Below are 14,702 nucleotides of genomic sequence, written 5' to 3'. Positions count from 1 at the left end.
GTAGCGCTTTAAAGCGGACGATTGTGATCAACATCAATAGGGCGACGTTGAGGCGATAGCAAGATGCGTGTTGCTAAGGGCCACAGCATTCCCTCAATCAGCGCTTGAATGGCGCCGGTGAGCGCCCACCAATAGACTTCACCACTTAAGAACCAATGGGCGAGTACCGGGAATAATGAAACCAACAAGAAGATTGGCAGTAAATGCATCGCTTGGGTGAAAACATTTAAAGCGACGATCCGTCGATGCCAGGAGATGGCTAGATAAGCCACCAATGAGTAGCTAAAAGCGTTAAGGCCCAGCAAGTCAGAGTTATGCACATCCATCAACAAGCCGAGAATAAATGCAATGATTACGCCAACATAGCGATGCTGGTGGATGTTCCAAAATATGATGCAAATAATTAGCCAGTCTGGCACCCAGCCGTAATTACCAATCGGCAAAAGATTGAGCAGTAGTGCGCAAAATAGGCTGAAATAAATAAAGACCGCACTTACCGGGCGAAGAATATAGCCGCTTTGAAAGTCGATCATTGCATGCCTCGCGCACGGGTTTGGCGACGCCCTGGAGTGTTGGTCAGCGGCGCATCAGGCTTGCTGTTTGCGGTAGATGCTTTGGCATCCCATTGCGGATCGTATAGTAATGCTAGAGCCTGTCGGTAGCGGTTTGCCGGTGCAACTGGCACACAGAAGACGTTAGAAGAATTTTTATCGGCATTTCTTTCAATGCGACTAATCACAGCTACTGCAAAGCCAGGCGGGTAAACGCCATCAATACCTGAGGTAATCAACACATCGCCTACCTCTAAGTCGCTGGCCACAGGAAGGTAGCGCAGCTCAAGCGGGTTACCGCGCCCGACGCCAAAAACAGCCGCTCTTAAGCCGTTACGTGCAACTTGTACGGGTACCGCAAAGTCACGATCCTCTAATAGCGATACTTCTGCAGAGTGATCGTAGACACGCACTACTTGACCTAAGATACCCGAATCACTTGCAATGGGATTACCCAGCTTAAGACCGTCTTTGCTTCCACGATTAATCACAATGCGCTGAGAGATTGGATTGGGTGGATTAAATAGAATTTCGACTGGTAATGTTTCGAATAGAGCCTGCTTTTGCAAATCCATCAGCTGACGTAGATTTTGGTTCTCTATCAGCAGAAACTCTGATTGATTGGCAAGCAAAGAGAGCTCTGCTTGTCGCACTTTCATTTCTTGATTTTCTTTTTCTAAAGTTCCGCGACTAGTGAAATATTCTGATGTGGCCTCCAATACATTGCGCGGCATCATCATCACATACTCTAGTGGGCGCAATAACCAATTGACGTTATTGCGAATGGGGTCAAGTGCTTTATAACGAAAATCGATCAACATCAATGCGATGCTAATCGAAAGACAGACAATCAGTTTAACTAAAGCCGGAACGCCTTGTCTAAAAAGAGGTGGAGCGCTATGTTGCAATTCCCTAATCGACGCTTAAGTCAATTACTCTTGTGAGAACACGCCGCCCAACTTGTCCATGCGCTCTAATGCAATACCGCAACCACGAGCGACGCAAGTGAGTGGATCTTCAGCAACATGAATTGGCAGACCAGTTTCTTCTAGCAATAGGCGATCGAGGTCGCGCAAAAGTGCGCCACCACCAGTTAGCATCATGCCTCGCTCAGCGATATCTGATGCGAGCTCGGGTGGAATCTGTTCGAGAGCTGCTTTTACAGCAGTGACGATTTGATTCAATGGATCAGTTAAGGCTTCCAAAATCTCATTACTGGTAACAGTGAAGCTTCGTGGAATACCTTCAGAAAGGTTGCGACCTTTCACTTCCATCTCGCGTACTTCAGCCCCAGGGAAAGCAGAGCCAATCGTTTTTTTAATCAACTCAGCGGTTTGTTCCCCGATCAACATGCCGTAGTTACGACGAATGTAGTTGGTTATGGCTTCATCAAACTTATCACCGCCAACACGAACGGAGCCTTTGTAAACCATGCCACCTAGTGACATCACGCCAACTTCAGTTGTACCGCCGCCAATATCAACGACCATGGAACCAGCCGCCTCGGAGACTGGCAGACCTGCACCAATCGCGGCAGCCATGGGCTCTTCGATTAAAAATACTTGTGATGCGCCTGCACCTAATGCGGATTCGCGAATAGCGCGACGCTCAACTTGGGTGGAGCCGCAAGGAACGCAAATAATGATGCGTGGGCTTGGCTTGAGCAACTTACTTTCATGCACCATTTTGATAAATTGCTTGAGCATCTGCTCAGTAATGGTGAAGTCGGCAATAACACCGTCTTTCATTGGGCGAATGGCCTCAATATTTCCAGGAACCCGTCCCAGCATGGCTTTTGCTTCTTTTCCAACCGCCAAAATGGTTTTTTTGCCATTTGGGCCGCCTTCAGTACGAATTGCCACAACTGAAGGTTCATCAAGCACAATACCTCTTTCACGCATGTAAATTAAGGTGTTAGCGGTACCTAGGTCGATGGCCAGGTCATTAGAAAAGTAGCTGCGAAAAAAACCAAACATGATGTAGTGGGAAAATAAGTGAGTGTTAAAAAATATATCTATGAATGATACCCTAGCGCCCCATGAAACTGAATGATGTCCAGCGCATTGCGCACCTTTCCAGCCTTGAGTTAAGTCAGGCAGAAGCCGAGGCGGTATTGCCTCAATTACAGGCCGTGTTTGCTTTAGTCGAGGAGATGCAGGCTGTCGATACGAGCGGTCTCGCCCCCTTGGCGCACCCTATCCTCTTTTTGCGCGATTTGGCGCAACCCTTGCGAAATGACATGGTGACCGAAGTAGATCATCGCGCCGAAAACATGCAATCTGCCCCTGCTGAACAGGATGGCTACTTCTTAGTTCCACGGGTGATCGAATGAGCTGGCATCAAACTCCCATTGCGTTGATGGCTAAAGCATTGGCCGCTAAAGAGGTCTCCAGCGTTGAGTTAACGCAGTACTTTCTGAGCCGCATTGAGGTGGGAAAGCACTGGAATGCATACCTTGATGTAAGTGCTCACTTAAGTTTAGAGCAAGCCTCTAAAGCAGATAAAATGATTGCCTCCGGTAAAGCTGGAAAGTTAACGGGCATCCCAGTTGCCCATAAGGATGTCTTTGTGACTCGTGGGTGGAAGTCGACAGCCGCCTCCAAAATGCTCGAGGGCTACCTCAGCCCATTTGATGCGACAGTAGTCTCTAATCTCGGAATTCCGGACGAGTTGAACCCAAATGGTGCCGGTATGGTTTGCCTTGGCAAGACCAATATGGATGAGTTCGCAATGGGCTCCTCTAATGAAAATTCAGCTTATGGACCAGTTTTAAATCCCTGGAATTCAGAATATGTTGCTGGCGGCTCCTCTGGAGGATCTGCAGCGGCAGTGGCGGCGGGATTGGCTCCTATTGCAACAGGTACAGATACTGGAGGTTCAATACGTCAGCCAGCAGCTTTTTGTGGGCTGACTGGCATCAAGCCCAGTTATGGGCGTGTATCTCGATACGGGATGATTGCTTATGCCTCCTCTCTCGATCAGGCGGGACCAATGGGAAAAACAGCTGAAGATTGCGCTTTATTGCTTTCAGCGATGTCCTCACATGATCCCCGCGACTCAACCTCCCTGGCTGACTCCGGAGAAGACTATGGGCGGTATCTCGCCCAGCCTTGGAAAAAAGACAGCGCAAACTTAGCAAAGCCTTTAGAAGGATTAAGAGTGGGTTTGCCAAAAGAATTCTTTGCGGAAGGCCTGGCGCCGGAAGTGGCCAATGCAGTCAACGCTGCAGCAAAAGCTTTGCAAGAATTAGGTGCAGAGTTGCTTGAGGTGAGTTTGCCAAAAACCAAGCTATCGATACCGGTGTATTACGTTTTAGCTCCAGCTGAAGCCTCAAGTAATTTAAGTCGCTTTGATGGTGTCCGTTACGGACACCGCGCCAATGAATACCGTGATTTATCTGATATGTATAAGAAATCACGCACCGAGGGATTTGGCGCAGAAGTAAAGCGTCGCATCTTAGTGGGCACTTATGTACTGTGTCATGGCTATTACGATGCTTATTATTTGCAGGCTCAAAAAATTCGTCGCATTATTGCAGCCGACTTCCAAGCAGCATTTGAGAAATGCGATGTCATCCTAGGGCCAGTTGCTCCAGATGTTGCATGGCGCTTAGGTGAAAAATCAAAAGACCCAGTGCAAATGTACTTAGAAGACATTTACACACTCTCCACCAACTTAGCTGGGTTGCCTGCGATGAGTGTTCCTTGCGGTTTCAATACAAACAATTTGCCGATTGGCATGCAGTTAATTGGTAATTATTTTTCTGAGGCTCGTTTACTTCAAGTAGCGCACCAATACCAGAAAAATAGTGACTGGCATTTGCGTCAAGCAAGCGAGGTGGCGTGATGCAATGGGAAATCGTTATCGGTCTAGAGACCCACGCACAGTTACAAACACAATCCAAAATTTTCAGTGGGGCGAGTACGAGTTTTGGTGCTAGCCCAAATACCCAAGCATGCGCAGTTGACTTGGCTTTACCTGGGGTATTACCAGTATTAAATCGTCAAGCGGTTGAGCATGCTATTCGTTTTGGTTTGGCAGTCAATGCCAAGATTTCGCCAGCAAGTATTTTTGCGCGCAAGAATTATTTCTATCCTGACTTGCCAAAGGGTTATCAAATTAGCCAGATGGACCTTCCCATAGTCGTTGGTGGTCATCTCGAAATATTAGTTGGTGATCAAGTCAAAGTGGTTGAGCTCACGCGCGCCCATATGGAAGAGGATGCTGGTAAGTCAGTTCATGAAGAGGGATTCTTGGGCCCACATGGCGAAGCATCCAGTGGCATCGACTTAAACCGTGCCGGCACACCATTGCTGGAAATTGTGACCGAGCCAGTGATGCGCAGTGCAGCTGAAGCAGTGGCATATGCAAAAGCATTACATACATTAGTAATGTGGTTGGGTGTGTGCGATGGCAATATGCAGGAAGGCTCTTTCCGTTGTGATGCCAACGTATCTGTTCGACCTGTAGGCCAAAAAGAATTTGGTACCCGTTGCGAAATTAAGAACTTAAATTCCTTCCGCTTTTTGGAAGAGGCAATTCAATACGAAGTGCGTAGACAAATTGAATTGATTGAGGATGGTGGCAAAGTTGTCCAAGAAACCCGCCTATACGATCCCGATCGTCAAGAAACCCGCAGTATGCGTAGTAAAGAAGACGCTAATGACTATCGCTATTTTCCGGATCCGGATTTGTTGCCGGTAGTGATTGATGATGCCTGGATTGCCGATGTGCGTAGCCAAATGCCGGCTTTACCAGCGCAGCTTCGTGAACAGTGGCAAAGTGAATTTGGCTTAAGCGCCTACGATACGCAACTACTCACGCAAGATCGCGACACTGCCAAGGTATTTGAAGAGCTACTAGCGATTGTTGGTAAGTCTTTGGCTAAAGCTGCGGCTAACCTAATTGCGGGTGAGTTTGCTTCATCTCTGAATCGTGCGGGAGTTGCTACTGCAGATGCGCCATTAAAAGCTAAACATTTAGCGCCGCTATTAACTCGTGTAGCAGACGGCACGATTTCCAACAAGATTGCAAAAGATATCTTCGCAATTTTGTGGGAAGAGGCTGTTGCAGGGAAAGCTATCAGCACAGTTGATCAAGTGATTGATGTTAAAGGTTTGAAGCAGATTAGTGATAGTGGTGAGCTTGAAGCCATGATTGACAAGGTGTTGGCAGCTAACGAGAAGTCTGTTGAAGAGTTCCGCTCTGGCAAAGAAAAGGCATTCAATGCTTTGGTGGGTCAGATCATGAAGGCTTCTCAAGGCAAGGCTAATCCAGGGCAAGTGAATGAGCTTCTGCGTAAAAAGCTGAGCTAAAAAAGTTAAATCAGAAAATAAGCGAGAAAGAGATAGATGAGCGCAATCGATCCTAAGCAAGCCGAGCAAGAAGAATTGGTAGCAGAGTGGTTGCGTGCTACCCCAGGTTTTTTTGAGCGTTATGCCAATCTCTTAAATGAAATTCGTTTAAAGCATCCCCACGAGGATCGTGCGATCTCTTTGCAAGAGCGCCAAATGACTTTGTTGCGTACACAGAATCAAGAGCTCAATCGTCGCTTAAGTGAGATGCTTCACTTTGGTAGTCGTAATGACAAAACCCAGCAAAGCTTGGTTGCTTGGTTATTATGTTTAATGCGCGCTAACACCAAGGCGGATGTGGAGTCTGCAGTAACCACAGGTTTAGCGGAGGTGTTTGAAGTCGAGTCCGCACAGCTCTTGTCACCCAATACCGCATTTGGCCCATGGATTGATACGCCGCTATGCGGCTCTGCCAAAGAGCTAGCTGCAGCGAGTGTGGATTTATTGGCAACCCAAGTGACTATCGATCCTGAGTGGCAAAGCATGGTGGCTATTGGCCTGCCACTAGGTAAAAGTATTGGCCTAGCGCAATCGCCAGCAGTACTTTTGTTAGCAAGCAAAGACGAGTCCCGTTTTACTGCAGATATGGGCGCGTTCTATTTGCGTCAGATTGCTGAACTCACCGCTGCAGCTTTGGATCGCACCCAAGCTTATGAGCCAAGCACTAGCTGATCTGCATCCCCTGGTGCAGGAGTACTTGCACGAGCTGCATGTATTAAGGCAGCTCTCACCACATACGCTTAAAGCCTACCGTATGGATCTGAGCGAATTGCAGGTGCTGGCAGCAGATGATGCGATTGAGTTATTAAAGGTAAGTAATGCTCATGTGCGTCGCTGGGCGGGTCGCTTACATTCAAAGGGAAAGTCATCTCGCACGATTGCAAGAGCGCTTTCTGCTTGGCGTGGCTGGTATGACTGGTTGACCGAGAAAGATGAACGCCGTGATGCGCAGGCAGGCAGGATTACTGCAAATTTAGTTGCCAATCCTGTTGACGATGTAAAAGCTCCTAAGCGTTTGAAGTCTTTGCCAAAAGCGCTTTCAGTTGAGCAGGCGCTCTCCTTGGTCAATCAGGCCGTCAAAGAAGCTGAAGAAAAAAAGGATCTAGAGACCATACGTGACGCCGCAATCATCGATTTGCTGTATTCCTCAGGCCTGCGTTTATCAGAACTGCTGGGAATTGATGTGATGCAAAGCAAGGACCGTCAACATGAGTCTGCTGGCTGGCTGGATTGGCAAGCTGCAGAGGTGACAGTTTTGGGGAAGGGCGGCAAGCGTCGCTCAGTTCCTATTGGCGGACCTGCCATGCAATCTCTCAAAGTCTGGCGTGCTGCTCGAGACCTGCTTGAGCAGGCAGATGTATCGATGGCTTTATTTATTTCCGCAACAGGCACTCGCTTATCTCCCCGGACGGTTCAGGCGCGCTTGCGGACTTTGGCAATGAGGGCGGGCCTGCCAACCCATGTTCATCCCCATATGATGCGTCATAGCTTCGCTAGCCATGTATTACAGTCTTCTCAGGATTTGAGGGCGGTGCAGGAGATGTTGGGGCACGCCAGTATCGCGAGCACCCAGATTTACACCTCCTTAGATTTCCAGCACTTAGCGCAGGCATACGATCAGGCTCATCCTCGTGCAAAAGTCGGCAAAGCTTGAGGAACTCGGTAAGATAGAAGGTTTCCCGTTTAGGGAATGTATTTATAGATTTTAATAGGATCAAAAATGGCGTTAATTCCGGTAACAATTCTCACAGGCTTTTTAGGTAGTGGCAAAACCACCTTGCTTAAACATATTCTGACTGAGCAGCATGGCAAAAAAATTGCCGTGATTGAGAACGAGTTCGGCGAAGAAAATATCGATAACGACATCTTGGTTCAAGACAATCAAGAGAATATTGTACAAATGAGCAATGGCTGCATTTGCTGCACCATTCGTGGAGACCTAGTTGAAGCCCTGAATGAGCTTTGGGAGCAACGTAGGGATAAAAAAATTAGCTTTGAGCGCGTGGTCATTGAAACCACCGGAGTGGCTAATCCAGGCCCAGTTGCTCAAACCTTCTTTATGGATGATGACGTAGCGGACCACTATGTTCTTGATGCCGTAGTCACTTTGGTGGATGCCAAGCATGGCCCGCAACAACTGAATGAGCATGAAGAGGCACAGCGCCAAGTAGGCTTTGCGGATCAAATTTTCATTACCAAGACGGATTTAGTGACGCCTGCCGTAGTGGACGCCTTGCGTAATCGCCTAATGCATATGAACCCCCGTGCACCGATTCAGGGGATCTCTAAAGGAGTTGTTCCTTTAGATGCCGTTTTGGATCTTAAGGGCTTTAATTTAAACGCGAAGCTCGATATTGATCCTCATTTCCTAGGGCAAGACGATCATGACCACGCTACTTGTGGCCATGATCACAGTCATGACCATCACGATCACAGCCATGATCACCATGATCATGCAGGCCATACAGACCGCATTCAATCCTTCGTTTTTCGTAGTGATAAACCCTTTGACCATAAAAAATTAGAGGACTTCCTAGGCGGTATTTTGGAGGTCTTCGGAGAGAAGATGTTGCGCTACAAAGGCGTCCTCTATGTGAAGGGTAGTAACCGAAAAGTCGTGTTCCAGGGCGTTCATCAGATGATGGGCAGCGATATGGCTGGTTTATGGGGTGCAGAGCCCAAGCAAACCCGTATGGTCTTTATCGGGATAGATTTGCCCAAAGACACACTGCTGGCTGGGCTTGAAGGCTGTTTGGTCTAGGAAATTTAAAGTACAATCCCGCGCCACGGCCCATATTAATAAATATTGGCTAAAAGGGTAGTAAAACTTTGGCAGAATGAAGCAATAATGATTTAGATCCATGGAAAGAATGAAATGACGGTAAAAACACCAACGAAATCTACGGCTGCAGCAAAAGCCCCTAGTAAAGCAGCAAGCGCAAAAGTTGCCAAAGGTGCCCCTTTAACAGAAGCTGAATTACTCAAGATGTCCGAAAAGGACTATATGAATGCCGGCCAGTTAGATTTTTTCCGTCAGAAGCTATTGACCTTAAAGGGCGACATTCTGAAGAATGCTTCGGAAACAACAGAGCATTTACGCGAAAACATTTTGGTTCCAGATCCGGCAGATCGCGCAACGATTGAAGAAGAGCATGCTCTCGAGCTACGCACACGTGATCGCGAGCGCAAGCTATTAAAAAAAGTAGAGCAGGCTTTAGCCCGTATTGAGTCCGGTGATTATGGTTGGTGTGAAGAGACTGGTGAGCCGATTGGCTTGAACCGTCTCATTGCACGCCCAACAGCCAATCTCTCTCTAGAGGCGCAAGAGCGGCGTGAACTGCGTCAAAAGTTGTTTGGCGATTAATTTACTAGACCGAATATAAAAGCAGCAATGACCAAGCAATCCCCATCTATTAGTGACATCCCCCCTTTACTCAAGGCGGAGATTTTGGCCGAGGCATTGCCTTACATTCGTGCTTATCACGGTAAGACTATTGTGATTAAGTACGGTGGAAACGCAATGGTTGAGGAGCGCCTGAAGGAAAGCTTTGCACGCGATGTCATTTTGCTTAAGCTAGTTGGTATGAACCCAGTAGTGGTGCATGGCGGCGGACCACAAATTGATGAAGCTCTGAAGAAGATTGGTAAGACTGGTACCTTTATTCAAGGCATGCGCGTGACCGATGAAGAGACTATGGAAGTGGTGGAGTGGGTTCTCGGCGGCGAAGTACAGCAAGATATTGTGATGTTGATTAATCACTTTGGTGGTCAGGCAGTTGGCTTGACTGGCAAAGACGGCGGCTTGATTCGTGCAAAAAAGATGCTGGTTGCAGATGAAAAGAAGCCTGGCGGAACTATTGATTTAGGTTTTGTTGGTGAGATTGATGCGATTAACCCTGCAGTTGTAAAAGCATTGCAGGATGATGCCTTTATTCCAGTGATCTCTCCAATTGGATTTAGCGAAGAGGGTCAGGCCTACAACATTAATGCTGACTTGGTAGCCGGCAAGATGGCAGAAATTTTGCACGCAGAGAAATTAGTCATGATGACTAATATTCCTGGTGTGATGGATAAAAGTGGTACGCTTTTAACTGACCTAACTGCACGTGAAATTGATGGCTTATTTGCTGACGGTACTATTTCTGGTGGCATGTTGCCAAAGATTTCTTCTGCACTAGACGCCGCAAAGAGCGGCGTAAATTCAGTGCATATCATTGATGGACGAATCGAGCACTCCTTACTGTTGGAGATTCTGACAGAGCAAGCATTTGGAACAATGATTCGTTCCCGTTAAGAGTTGAACAAGAGATATAAATATGCGTGATTCTTTTGACCCTAGCGCCTCAGAGATTGAGACGACAACTGCCGAAGAGGGCAAGACACGCAAGCGCCCACGTCCAGGGGAGCGCCGCCTCCAGATTTTGCAAGTGTTGGCAGAGATGTTGCAAAACCCCAAGGGAGAGCGTGTAACGACTGCGGCATTAGCTGCAAAAATTCAAGTCTCAGAAGCGGCGCTCTATCGGCATTTCGCCAGTAAGGCGCAGATGTTCGAGGGCTTGATTTCATTTATTGAGCAAACGGTTTTTGGTCTGATTAATCAGATCAATCAAAAAGAAGAGTCTGGGCTTGCACAGGCACGTGGCATTTTGCAGATGCTCTTATTCTTTGCAGAAAAGAATCCCGGCATGACTCGCGTGCTTTTGGGTGATGCTCTGCTGCAAGAAGACGATCGCTTGCAAGAGCGCATTACACAAGTGCTTGATCGTGTTGAGGCATCTTTAAAACAGGCACTGCGCATTGCTCAAACCCAGGGTGGTTCGTGGGCAAATGTATCTCAAGATGAAGTCAGCATTCGTGCGACGATGTTGATGAGTTATGTTTTGGGCCGTTGGCATCGCTTTGCTCGTAGCGGCTTTAAGAAGTTTCCAACCGAAGCCTCTGATATCAGCCTTCGCATTCTTCTGTCCGAATGAGCGAGCTACATCTCTCTAGAAATACCATTCATTTTGCCGAGCCCTTGCCTTTGCAAAGTGGCGCCATTTTATCGAGCTACGATTTAGTTATTGAAACTTACGGCAAGCTCAATGCCGATAAAAGTAATGCCGTTCTGGTTTGTCATGCACTCAATGCATCACACCATGTGGCTGGCCCCAATCCAGACGATGCAAAAGATATCGGCTGGTGGGATAACATGATTGGACCGGGCAAGCCGGTAGATACAAATCGCTTCTTTGTGATTGGCGTTAATAATTTAGGCTCTTGCTTTGGATCCACTGGGCCCATGAGCATCAATCCTGCCACCAGCAAGCCTTATGGTGCAGACTTCCCGGTCATTACGGTTGAAGATTGGGTAAATACCCAGGCGCGCTTGGCAGATAAATTAGGCATTCGTCGTTTTGCTGCGGTAATGGGTGGAAGCTTGGGCGGCATGCAGGCATTGGCTTGGTCCATTCAGTTCCCAAAACGCCTTGCCCATTGCTTGGTGATTGCCTCGACACCAAAACTGAGCGCACAGAACATTGCATTTAATGAAGTAGCACGCAATGCGATTTTGTCAGATCCAGATTTTCATGGTGGTAATTACTACGAGCATGGCGTAGTGCCAAAGCGCGGCCTAAAAATCGCTCGCATGGTCGGGCATATCACCTATTTATCTGACGATGACATGGCAGAAAAGTTTGGGCGCGAGCTGCAAAGACCCCATGGAGAATCCCAAGACTATCGCTTTAGCTTTGATGTTGAGTTTGAGGTTGAAAGTTATTTACGCCATCAAGGTGATAAGTTTTCTACTTACTTTGATGCCAACACGTATTTGCTGATTACTAGAGCGCTGGATTATTTTGATCCTTCTCGTCGTTATGAAGGTAGCTTGAATCGCTCCTTGGCTGAAGTACAAGCTAAGTTTTTGGTTGTGAGTTTTTCTACTGATTGGCGCTTCCCGCCCAATCGCAGTCGTGAGATTGTGGAGTCTTTACTGAGCAATAAGAGTGAAGTTAGTTATGCAGAAATTGATGCCCCGCATGGGCACGATGCTTTCTTGTTAGATGATCCTCGCTATCACAATCTAATTCGTGCTTATTTCGAACAAATGCTAGAGGCTAAATCATGAAGCGCGCAGACTTTGCCGCAATAGCGAACTGGATTTCGCCTAATAGTGAAGTGCTTGATCTCGGTTGCGGTGATGGCAGCTTCTTAGAGTATCTGCAAAAGCAAAAACCCGTTCATGCTTACGGAGTTGAAATTGACGATGCGCGTGTACTTTCTTGCGTACAAAAAAGTTTGAATGTGATTCAGCAAAACTTAGAGGGTGGCCTAGCATTGTTTGAAAACAATAGCTTTGACACGGTTGTGCTATCTCAGACCTTGCAAACCATTCACGAAACTGAAAAGATTTTGCGTGAAGTGGTTCGGGTTGGCAAGGAATCGATTGTTTCTTTCCCGAACTTTGGCCATTGGTCACACCGTCTAGCCGTTGGCTTTGGCCGTATGCCAGTTTCTAAAAGCCTGCCTTACCAGTGGTACAACACACCCAATGTGCGCGTTCTTACTGTTGCTGATTTTGAAAAGCTGGCCTCGAGCTTAGGTCTGCAGATTCTGGATCAATGCATCTTGCATGAGGGGCGGCAAGTTACCTTGATGCCCAATCTTTTTGGAAGCCTAGCGTTGTTTCGCGTTCGACGTGCTTAGTAGCGCTCAGTCCTGGCTAAAAGATTTTCGGGTTTATCTCGAATGGCCTTGTCTTCGAATGCTCTTCTTAGGCTTCTCCGCCGGTCTACCCCTACTGCTTATTTTGGGAACTCTGAGCTTTTGGCTAAGAGAAGCTGGCATTGATCGCAGTACGATTGGTTACCTCACTTGGGTTGGCTTGATTTACGCGTTTAAGTGGATGTGGGCTCCCTTAGTAGATCGACTTGCCATTCCCTTGTTCTCAAGATTATTTGGTAGAAGGCGTAGCTGGCTAATTTTTGCGCAACTACTCATTATTATTGGCCTAGTCGGCATGGCCAGCATAGATCCCAAAGTACAGCTTACGCCGATTGTATGGTGCGCACTCTTAGTTGCCTTTGGTTCTGCCACGCAAGATATTGCTTTGGATGCCTTCCGGATTGAGTCTGCAGATAGTGATCATCAAGCAGCTTTAGCGGCTACTTATCAAACAGGCTATCGACTGGCTTTAATTTGGTCAGGTGCAGGCGTTCTCTGGTTAGCTGCTCGCGCTGAATCTGGTGTCGCTGGCTATGATCCGGCCGCCTGGCAATTTGCTTATCTTTGTATGGCGCTCTCGATTGGTGTAGGCGTGGCCACTACCTTGTTTAGTAAAGAGCCCGTTCGCATTGAGCTTACTAAAGCACGTAATGCAAAAGCATGGCTAAATCAAACTTTGATTGAGCCATTTGCAGACTTTATTAAGCGTTATGGTTGGCACGCTATTTTAATTTTGTCTTTAATTGCTATCTATCGCATTAGTGATGTGGTGATGGGAATTATGGCCAACCCGTTTTATGTGGACATGGGTTACACCAAAGATGAGGTGGCAGCAGTGAGCAAGGTCTTTGGTGTAGTGATGACACTAGTCGGCGCCTTCGTTGGTGGAGTGCTGACATTGCGTTTTGGGGTGATGCGGATTTTATTTCTAGGTGCGATTTTATCGGCTGTCAGCAACGTGTTATTTGCTTGGCTTGCCACTCAGGGCCATGACTTGCATGGCTTGATCTGGGTCATCTCTGCTGACAATCTGAGTTCTGGAATTGCCACAGCCGCTTTCATTGCCTTCTTGTCAGCACTAACGAATATTCAGTACTCCGCAACGCAGTACGCCTTGTTTAGTTCGATGATGCTCTTATTGCCAAAGTGGTTGGCTGGATTCTCCGGCGTCTTTGTAAATCACTTTGGCTACCCAAGCTTTTTTATCAGCACTGCGATTATTGGTGCGCCAGTCTTAATTCTGATTTGGCTCACTATTCATTTCAAAGTCGTTGAATTTAAAAAGCACGATTCACAGATCGCTAAATAGACCAGTCGTAATCTACTGTCAGTGGTGCGTGATCTGAAAAGCGCTCATCTTTATACACGGCAGTATTTTTAGCGCTTGCCGCTATTCCTGGGGTGGTGATGTGATAGTCGATACGCCAGCCTACATTCTTTGCATAGGCTTGACCACGATTACTCCACCAGGTGTAGCAGGTATCAGTAGTCTCGGGCTCTAGTTTTCTATAGACATCTACATAACCAACTTTGCTAAACAGGTTTGTTAGCCAAGCGCGCTCTTCAGGCAAAAATCCAGAGTTCTTGAGATTGCCTTTCCAGTTCTTGAGATCAATCTCATTGTGGGCAATATTGACATCCCCGCACAGCACAATCTCACGCCCCGATTTCTTGAGTTCTACTAGATGCGGCAAGAAAGAATCCAGATAGCGATACTTAGCCTCCTGCCTTTCTGGCGAGCTTGAGCCTGAGGGCATGTATACCGAGATTACTGAAAGCTTTTTGAACCGAGCTTCGACATAGCGACCCTCAGCATCAAACTCTACATTGCCATAGCCATAGAGCACCTTATCGGGCTTATGTGGGGTATAGATGCCACAACCGCTATAGCCCTTTTTCTCGGCATGATGAAAGAATCCGTGTAGTCCATCTGGATTGAGGATGGAATCTTCCAGATCATCCTGCTGAGCTTTTAACTCCTGCATGCAGACAAAGTCCGCCTTTTGTCTTACAGCCCAGGGTATAAAGCCTTTTTTGACCGCCGAGCGGATGCCGTTGAGGTTGGCAGAAATGATGCGTAACATATAGGCCT

16 protein-coding genes are annotated in these 14,702 nt (G+C 47.3%); 12 read left to right on the top strand and 4 right to left on the bottom strand.

Annotation, left to right across the window (positions count from 1 at the left end):
- Positions 1-8 precede the first annotated feature (8 nt).
- Genes mreD through FD967_RS10245 form a run of 3 tightly spaced genes read right to left on the bottom strand, consistent with a single transcriptional unit; the run spans position 9 to position 2,527 of the window.
- Positions 9-533, bottom strand: coding sequence for a rod shape-determining protein MreD (gene mreD / locus FD967_RS10255; protein ID WP_215325966.1), 525 nt, complete (start codon positions 531-533; stop codon positions 9-11).
- Positions 530-1,459 (bottom strand): rod shape-determining protein MreC, encoded by a 930-nt coding sequence (gene mreC, locus FD967_RS10250; RefSeq protein WP_215325965.1) that lies wholly within the window; start codon positions 1,457-1,459, stop codon positions 530-532. The genes mreD and mreC overlap by 4 nt, the downstream gene beginning before the upstream one ends.
- A 24-nt stretch (positions 1,460-1,483) precedes the next feature.
- The gene (locus FD967_RS10245) at positions 1,484-2,527 is read right to left on the bottom strand and encodes a rod shape-determining protein (RefSeq protein WP_046330974.1); all 1,044 of its coding nucleotides are present in this window, start codon (positions 2,525-2,527) and stop codon (positions 1,484-1,486) included.
- Between the two features lie 62 nt (positions 2,528-2,589).
- On the opposite strand from FD967_RS10245, the gene gatC reads away from it, so the two are divergent.
- From gatC to FD967_RS10185, 12 genes are all read left to right on the top strand, one after another.
- A complete protein-coding gene (gatC, locus tag FD967_RS10240; RefSeq protein WP_215325963.1) occupies positions 2,590-2,883 on the top strand; it encodes an Asp-tRNA(Asn)/Glu-tRNA(Gln) amidotransferase subunit GatC in 294 nt (97 codons plus the stop codon).
- Positions 2,880-4,397, top strand: coding sequence for an Asp-tRNA(Asn)/Glu-tRNA(Gln) amidotransferase subunit GatA (gatA, locus tag FD967_RS10235; protein ID WP_215325961.1), 1,518 nt, complete (start codon positions 2,880-2,882; stop codon positions 4,395-4,397). The genes gatC and gatA overlap by 4 nt, the downstream gene beginning before the upstream one ends.
- Positions 4,394-5,866, top strand: a complete 1,473-nt coding sequence (gatB, locus tag FD967_RS10230) for an Asp-tRNA(Asn)/Glu-tRNA(Gln) amidotransferase subunit GatB (protein WP_215325960.1) — start codon at positions 4,394-4,396, stop codon at positions 5,864-5,866. Before gatA ends, gatB begins: the two co-directional genes overlap by 4 nt.
- Positions 5,867-5,902: 36 nt before the next feature.
- Complete coding sequence (locus tag FD967_RS10225) at positions 5,903-6,577, top strand: DUF484 family protein (protein ID WP_215325959.1); 675 nt, start codon at positions 5,903-5,905, stop codon at positions 6,575-6,577.
- Positions 6,558-7,559 carry a tyrosine recombinase XerC gene (locus FD967_RS10220; RefSeq protein WP_215325958.1) on the top strand — a complete coding sequence of 334 codons (1,002 nt, stop codon included), beginning with the start codon at positions 6,558-6,560 and terminating at the stop codon, positions 7,557-7,559. Before FD967_RS10225 ends, FD967_RS10220 begins: the two co-directional genes overlap by 20 nt.
- A gap of 66 nt (positions 7,560-7,625) precedes the next feature.
- Entirely contained in the window at positions 7,626-8,666 is a 1,041-nt protein-coding gene (locus FD967_RS10215; RefSeq protein ID WP_215325957.1) for a GTP-binding protein, read from the top strand.
- 225 nt (positions 8,667-8,891) lie between these two features.
- Positions 8,892-9,269 carry an RNA polymerase-binding protein DksA gene (gene dksA, locus FD967_RS10210; protein WP_046331310.1) on the top strand — a complete coding sequence of 126 codons (378 nt, stop codon included), beginning with the start codon at positions 8,892-8,894 and terminating at the stop codon, positions 9,267-9,269.
- A 27-nt stretch (positions 9,270-9,296) separates the two neighbouring features.
- Positions 9,297-10,199 carry an acetylglutamate kinase gene (gene argB, locus FD967_RS10205; protein WP_215325956.1) on the top strand — a complete coding sequence of 301 codons (903 nt, stop codon included), beginning with the start codon at positions 9,297-9,299 and terminating at the stop codon, positions 10,197-10,199.
- Between the two features lie 22 nt (positions 10,200-10,221).
- The gene (gene slmA, locus FD967_RS10200) at positions 10,222-10,878 is read left to right on the top strand and encodes a nucleoid occlusion factor SlmA (RefSeq protein ID WP_215325955.1); all 657 of its coding nucleotides are present in this window, start codon (positions 10,222-10,224) and stop codon (positions 10,876-10,878) included.
- Positions 10,875-12,014 (top strand): homoserine O-acetyltransferase, encoded by a 1,140-nt coding sequence (locus FD967_RS10195; protein ID WP_215325954.1) that lies wholly within the window; start codon positions 10,875-10,877, stop codon positions 12,012-12,014. Before slmA ends, FD967_RS10195 begins: the two co-directional genes overlap by 4 nt.
- Positions 12,011-12,592 (top strand): methionine biosynthesis protein MetW, encoded by a 582-nt coding sequence (gene metW / locus FD967_RS10190; RefSeq protein WP_215325953.1) that lies wholly within the window; start codon positions 12,011-12,013, stop codon positions 12,590-12,592. Before FD967_RS10195 ends, metW begins: the two co-directional genes overlap by 4 nt.
- Entirely contained in the window at positions 12,585-13,919 is a 1,335-nt protein-coding gene (locus FD967_RS10185) for an MFS transporter (RefSeq protein WP_305848863.1), read from the top strand. Before metW ends, FD967_RS10185 begins: the two co-directional genes overlap by 8 nt.
- On the opposite strand, the gene FD967_RS10180 is transcribed toward FD967_RS10185, so the two are convergent.
- Entirely contained in the window at positions 13,912-14,694 is a 783-nt protein-coding gene (locus FD967_RS10180) for an exodeoxyribonuclease III (RefSeq protein ID WP_215325950.1), read from the bottom strand. The two genes, FD967_RS10185 and FD967_RS10180, sit on opposite strands and share 8 nt — an antisense overlap.
- Positions 14,695-14,702: the final 8 nt, after the last annotated feature.

Source organism: Polynucleobacter sp. JS-Mosq-20-D10 (genome assembly GCF_018687755.1).
Classification (GTDB): domain Bacteria; phylum Pseudomonadota; class Gammaproteobacteria; order Burkholderiales; family Burkholderiaceae; genus Polynucleobacter.
This window is presented reverse-complemented; position numbering and strand designations above follow the sequence as displayed.

Bases quoted from the DNA above. Each gene is read 5' to 3' on its own strand.
- dksA (WP_046331310.1), top strand. From the start codon at position 8,892: ATGTCCGAAAAGGACTATATGAATGCCGGCCAGTTAGATTTTTTCCGT.
- FD967_RS10220 (WP_215325958.1), top strand. From the start codon at position 6,558: ATGAGCCAAGCACTAGCTGATCTGCATCCCCTGGTGCAGGAGTACTTG.
- gatA (WP_215325961.1), top strand. From the start codon at position 2,880: ATGAGCTGGCATCAAACTCCCATTGCGTTGATGGCTAAAGCATTGGCC.
- FD967_RS10245 (WP_046330974.1), bottom strand. From the start codon at position 2,527: ATGTTTGGTTTTTTTCGCAGCTACTTTTCTAATGACCTGGCCATCGAC.
- FD967_RS10215 (WP_215325957.1), top strand. From the start codon at position 7,626: ATGGCGTTAATTCCGGTAACAATTCTCACAGGCTTTTTAGGTAGTGGC.
- FD967_RS10195 (WP_215325954.1), top strand. From the start codon at position 10,875: ATGAGCGAGCTACATCTCTCTAGAAATACCATTCATTTTGCCGAGCCC.
- argB (WP_215325956.1), top strand. From the start codon at position 9,297: ATGACCAAGCAATCCCCATCTATTAGTGACATCCCCCCTTTACTCAAG.
- metW (WP_215325953.1), top strand. From the start codon at position 12,011: ATGAAGCGCGCAGACTTTGCCGCAATAGCGAACTGGATTTCGCCTAAT.
- mreD (WP_215325966.1), bottom strand. From the start codon at position 533: ATGATCGACTTTCAAAGCGGCTATATTCTTCGCCCGGTAAGTGCGGTC.
- FD967_RS10180 (WP_215325950.1), bottom strand. From the start codon at position 14,694: ATGTTACGCATCATTTCTGCCAACCTCAACGGCATCCGCTCGGCGGTC.
- slmA (WP_215325955.1), top strand. From the start codon at position 10,222: ATGCGTGATTCTTTTGACCCTAGCGCCTCAGAGATTGAGACGACAACT.
- FD967_RS10225 (WP_215325959.1), top strand. From the start codon at position 5,903: ATGAGCGCAATCGATCCTAAGCAAGCCGAGCAAGAAGAATTGGTAGCA.
- gatC (WP_215325963.1), top strand. From the start codon at position 2,590: ATGAAACTGAATGATGTCCAGCGCATTGCGCACCTTTCCAGCCTTGAG.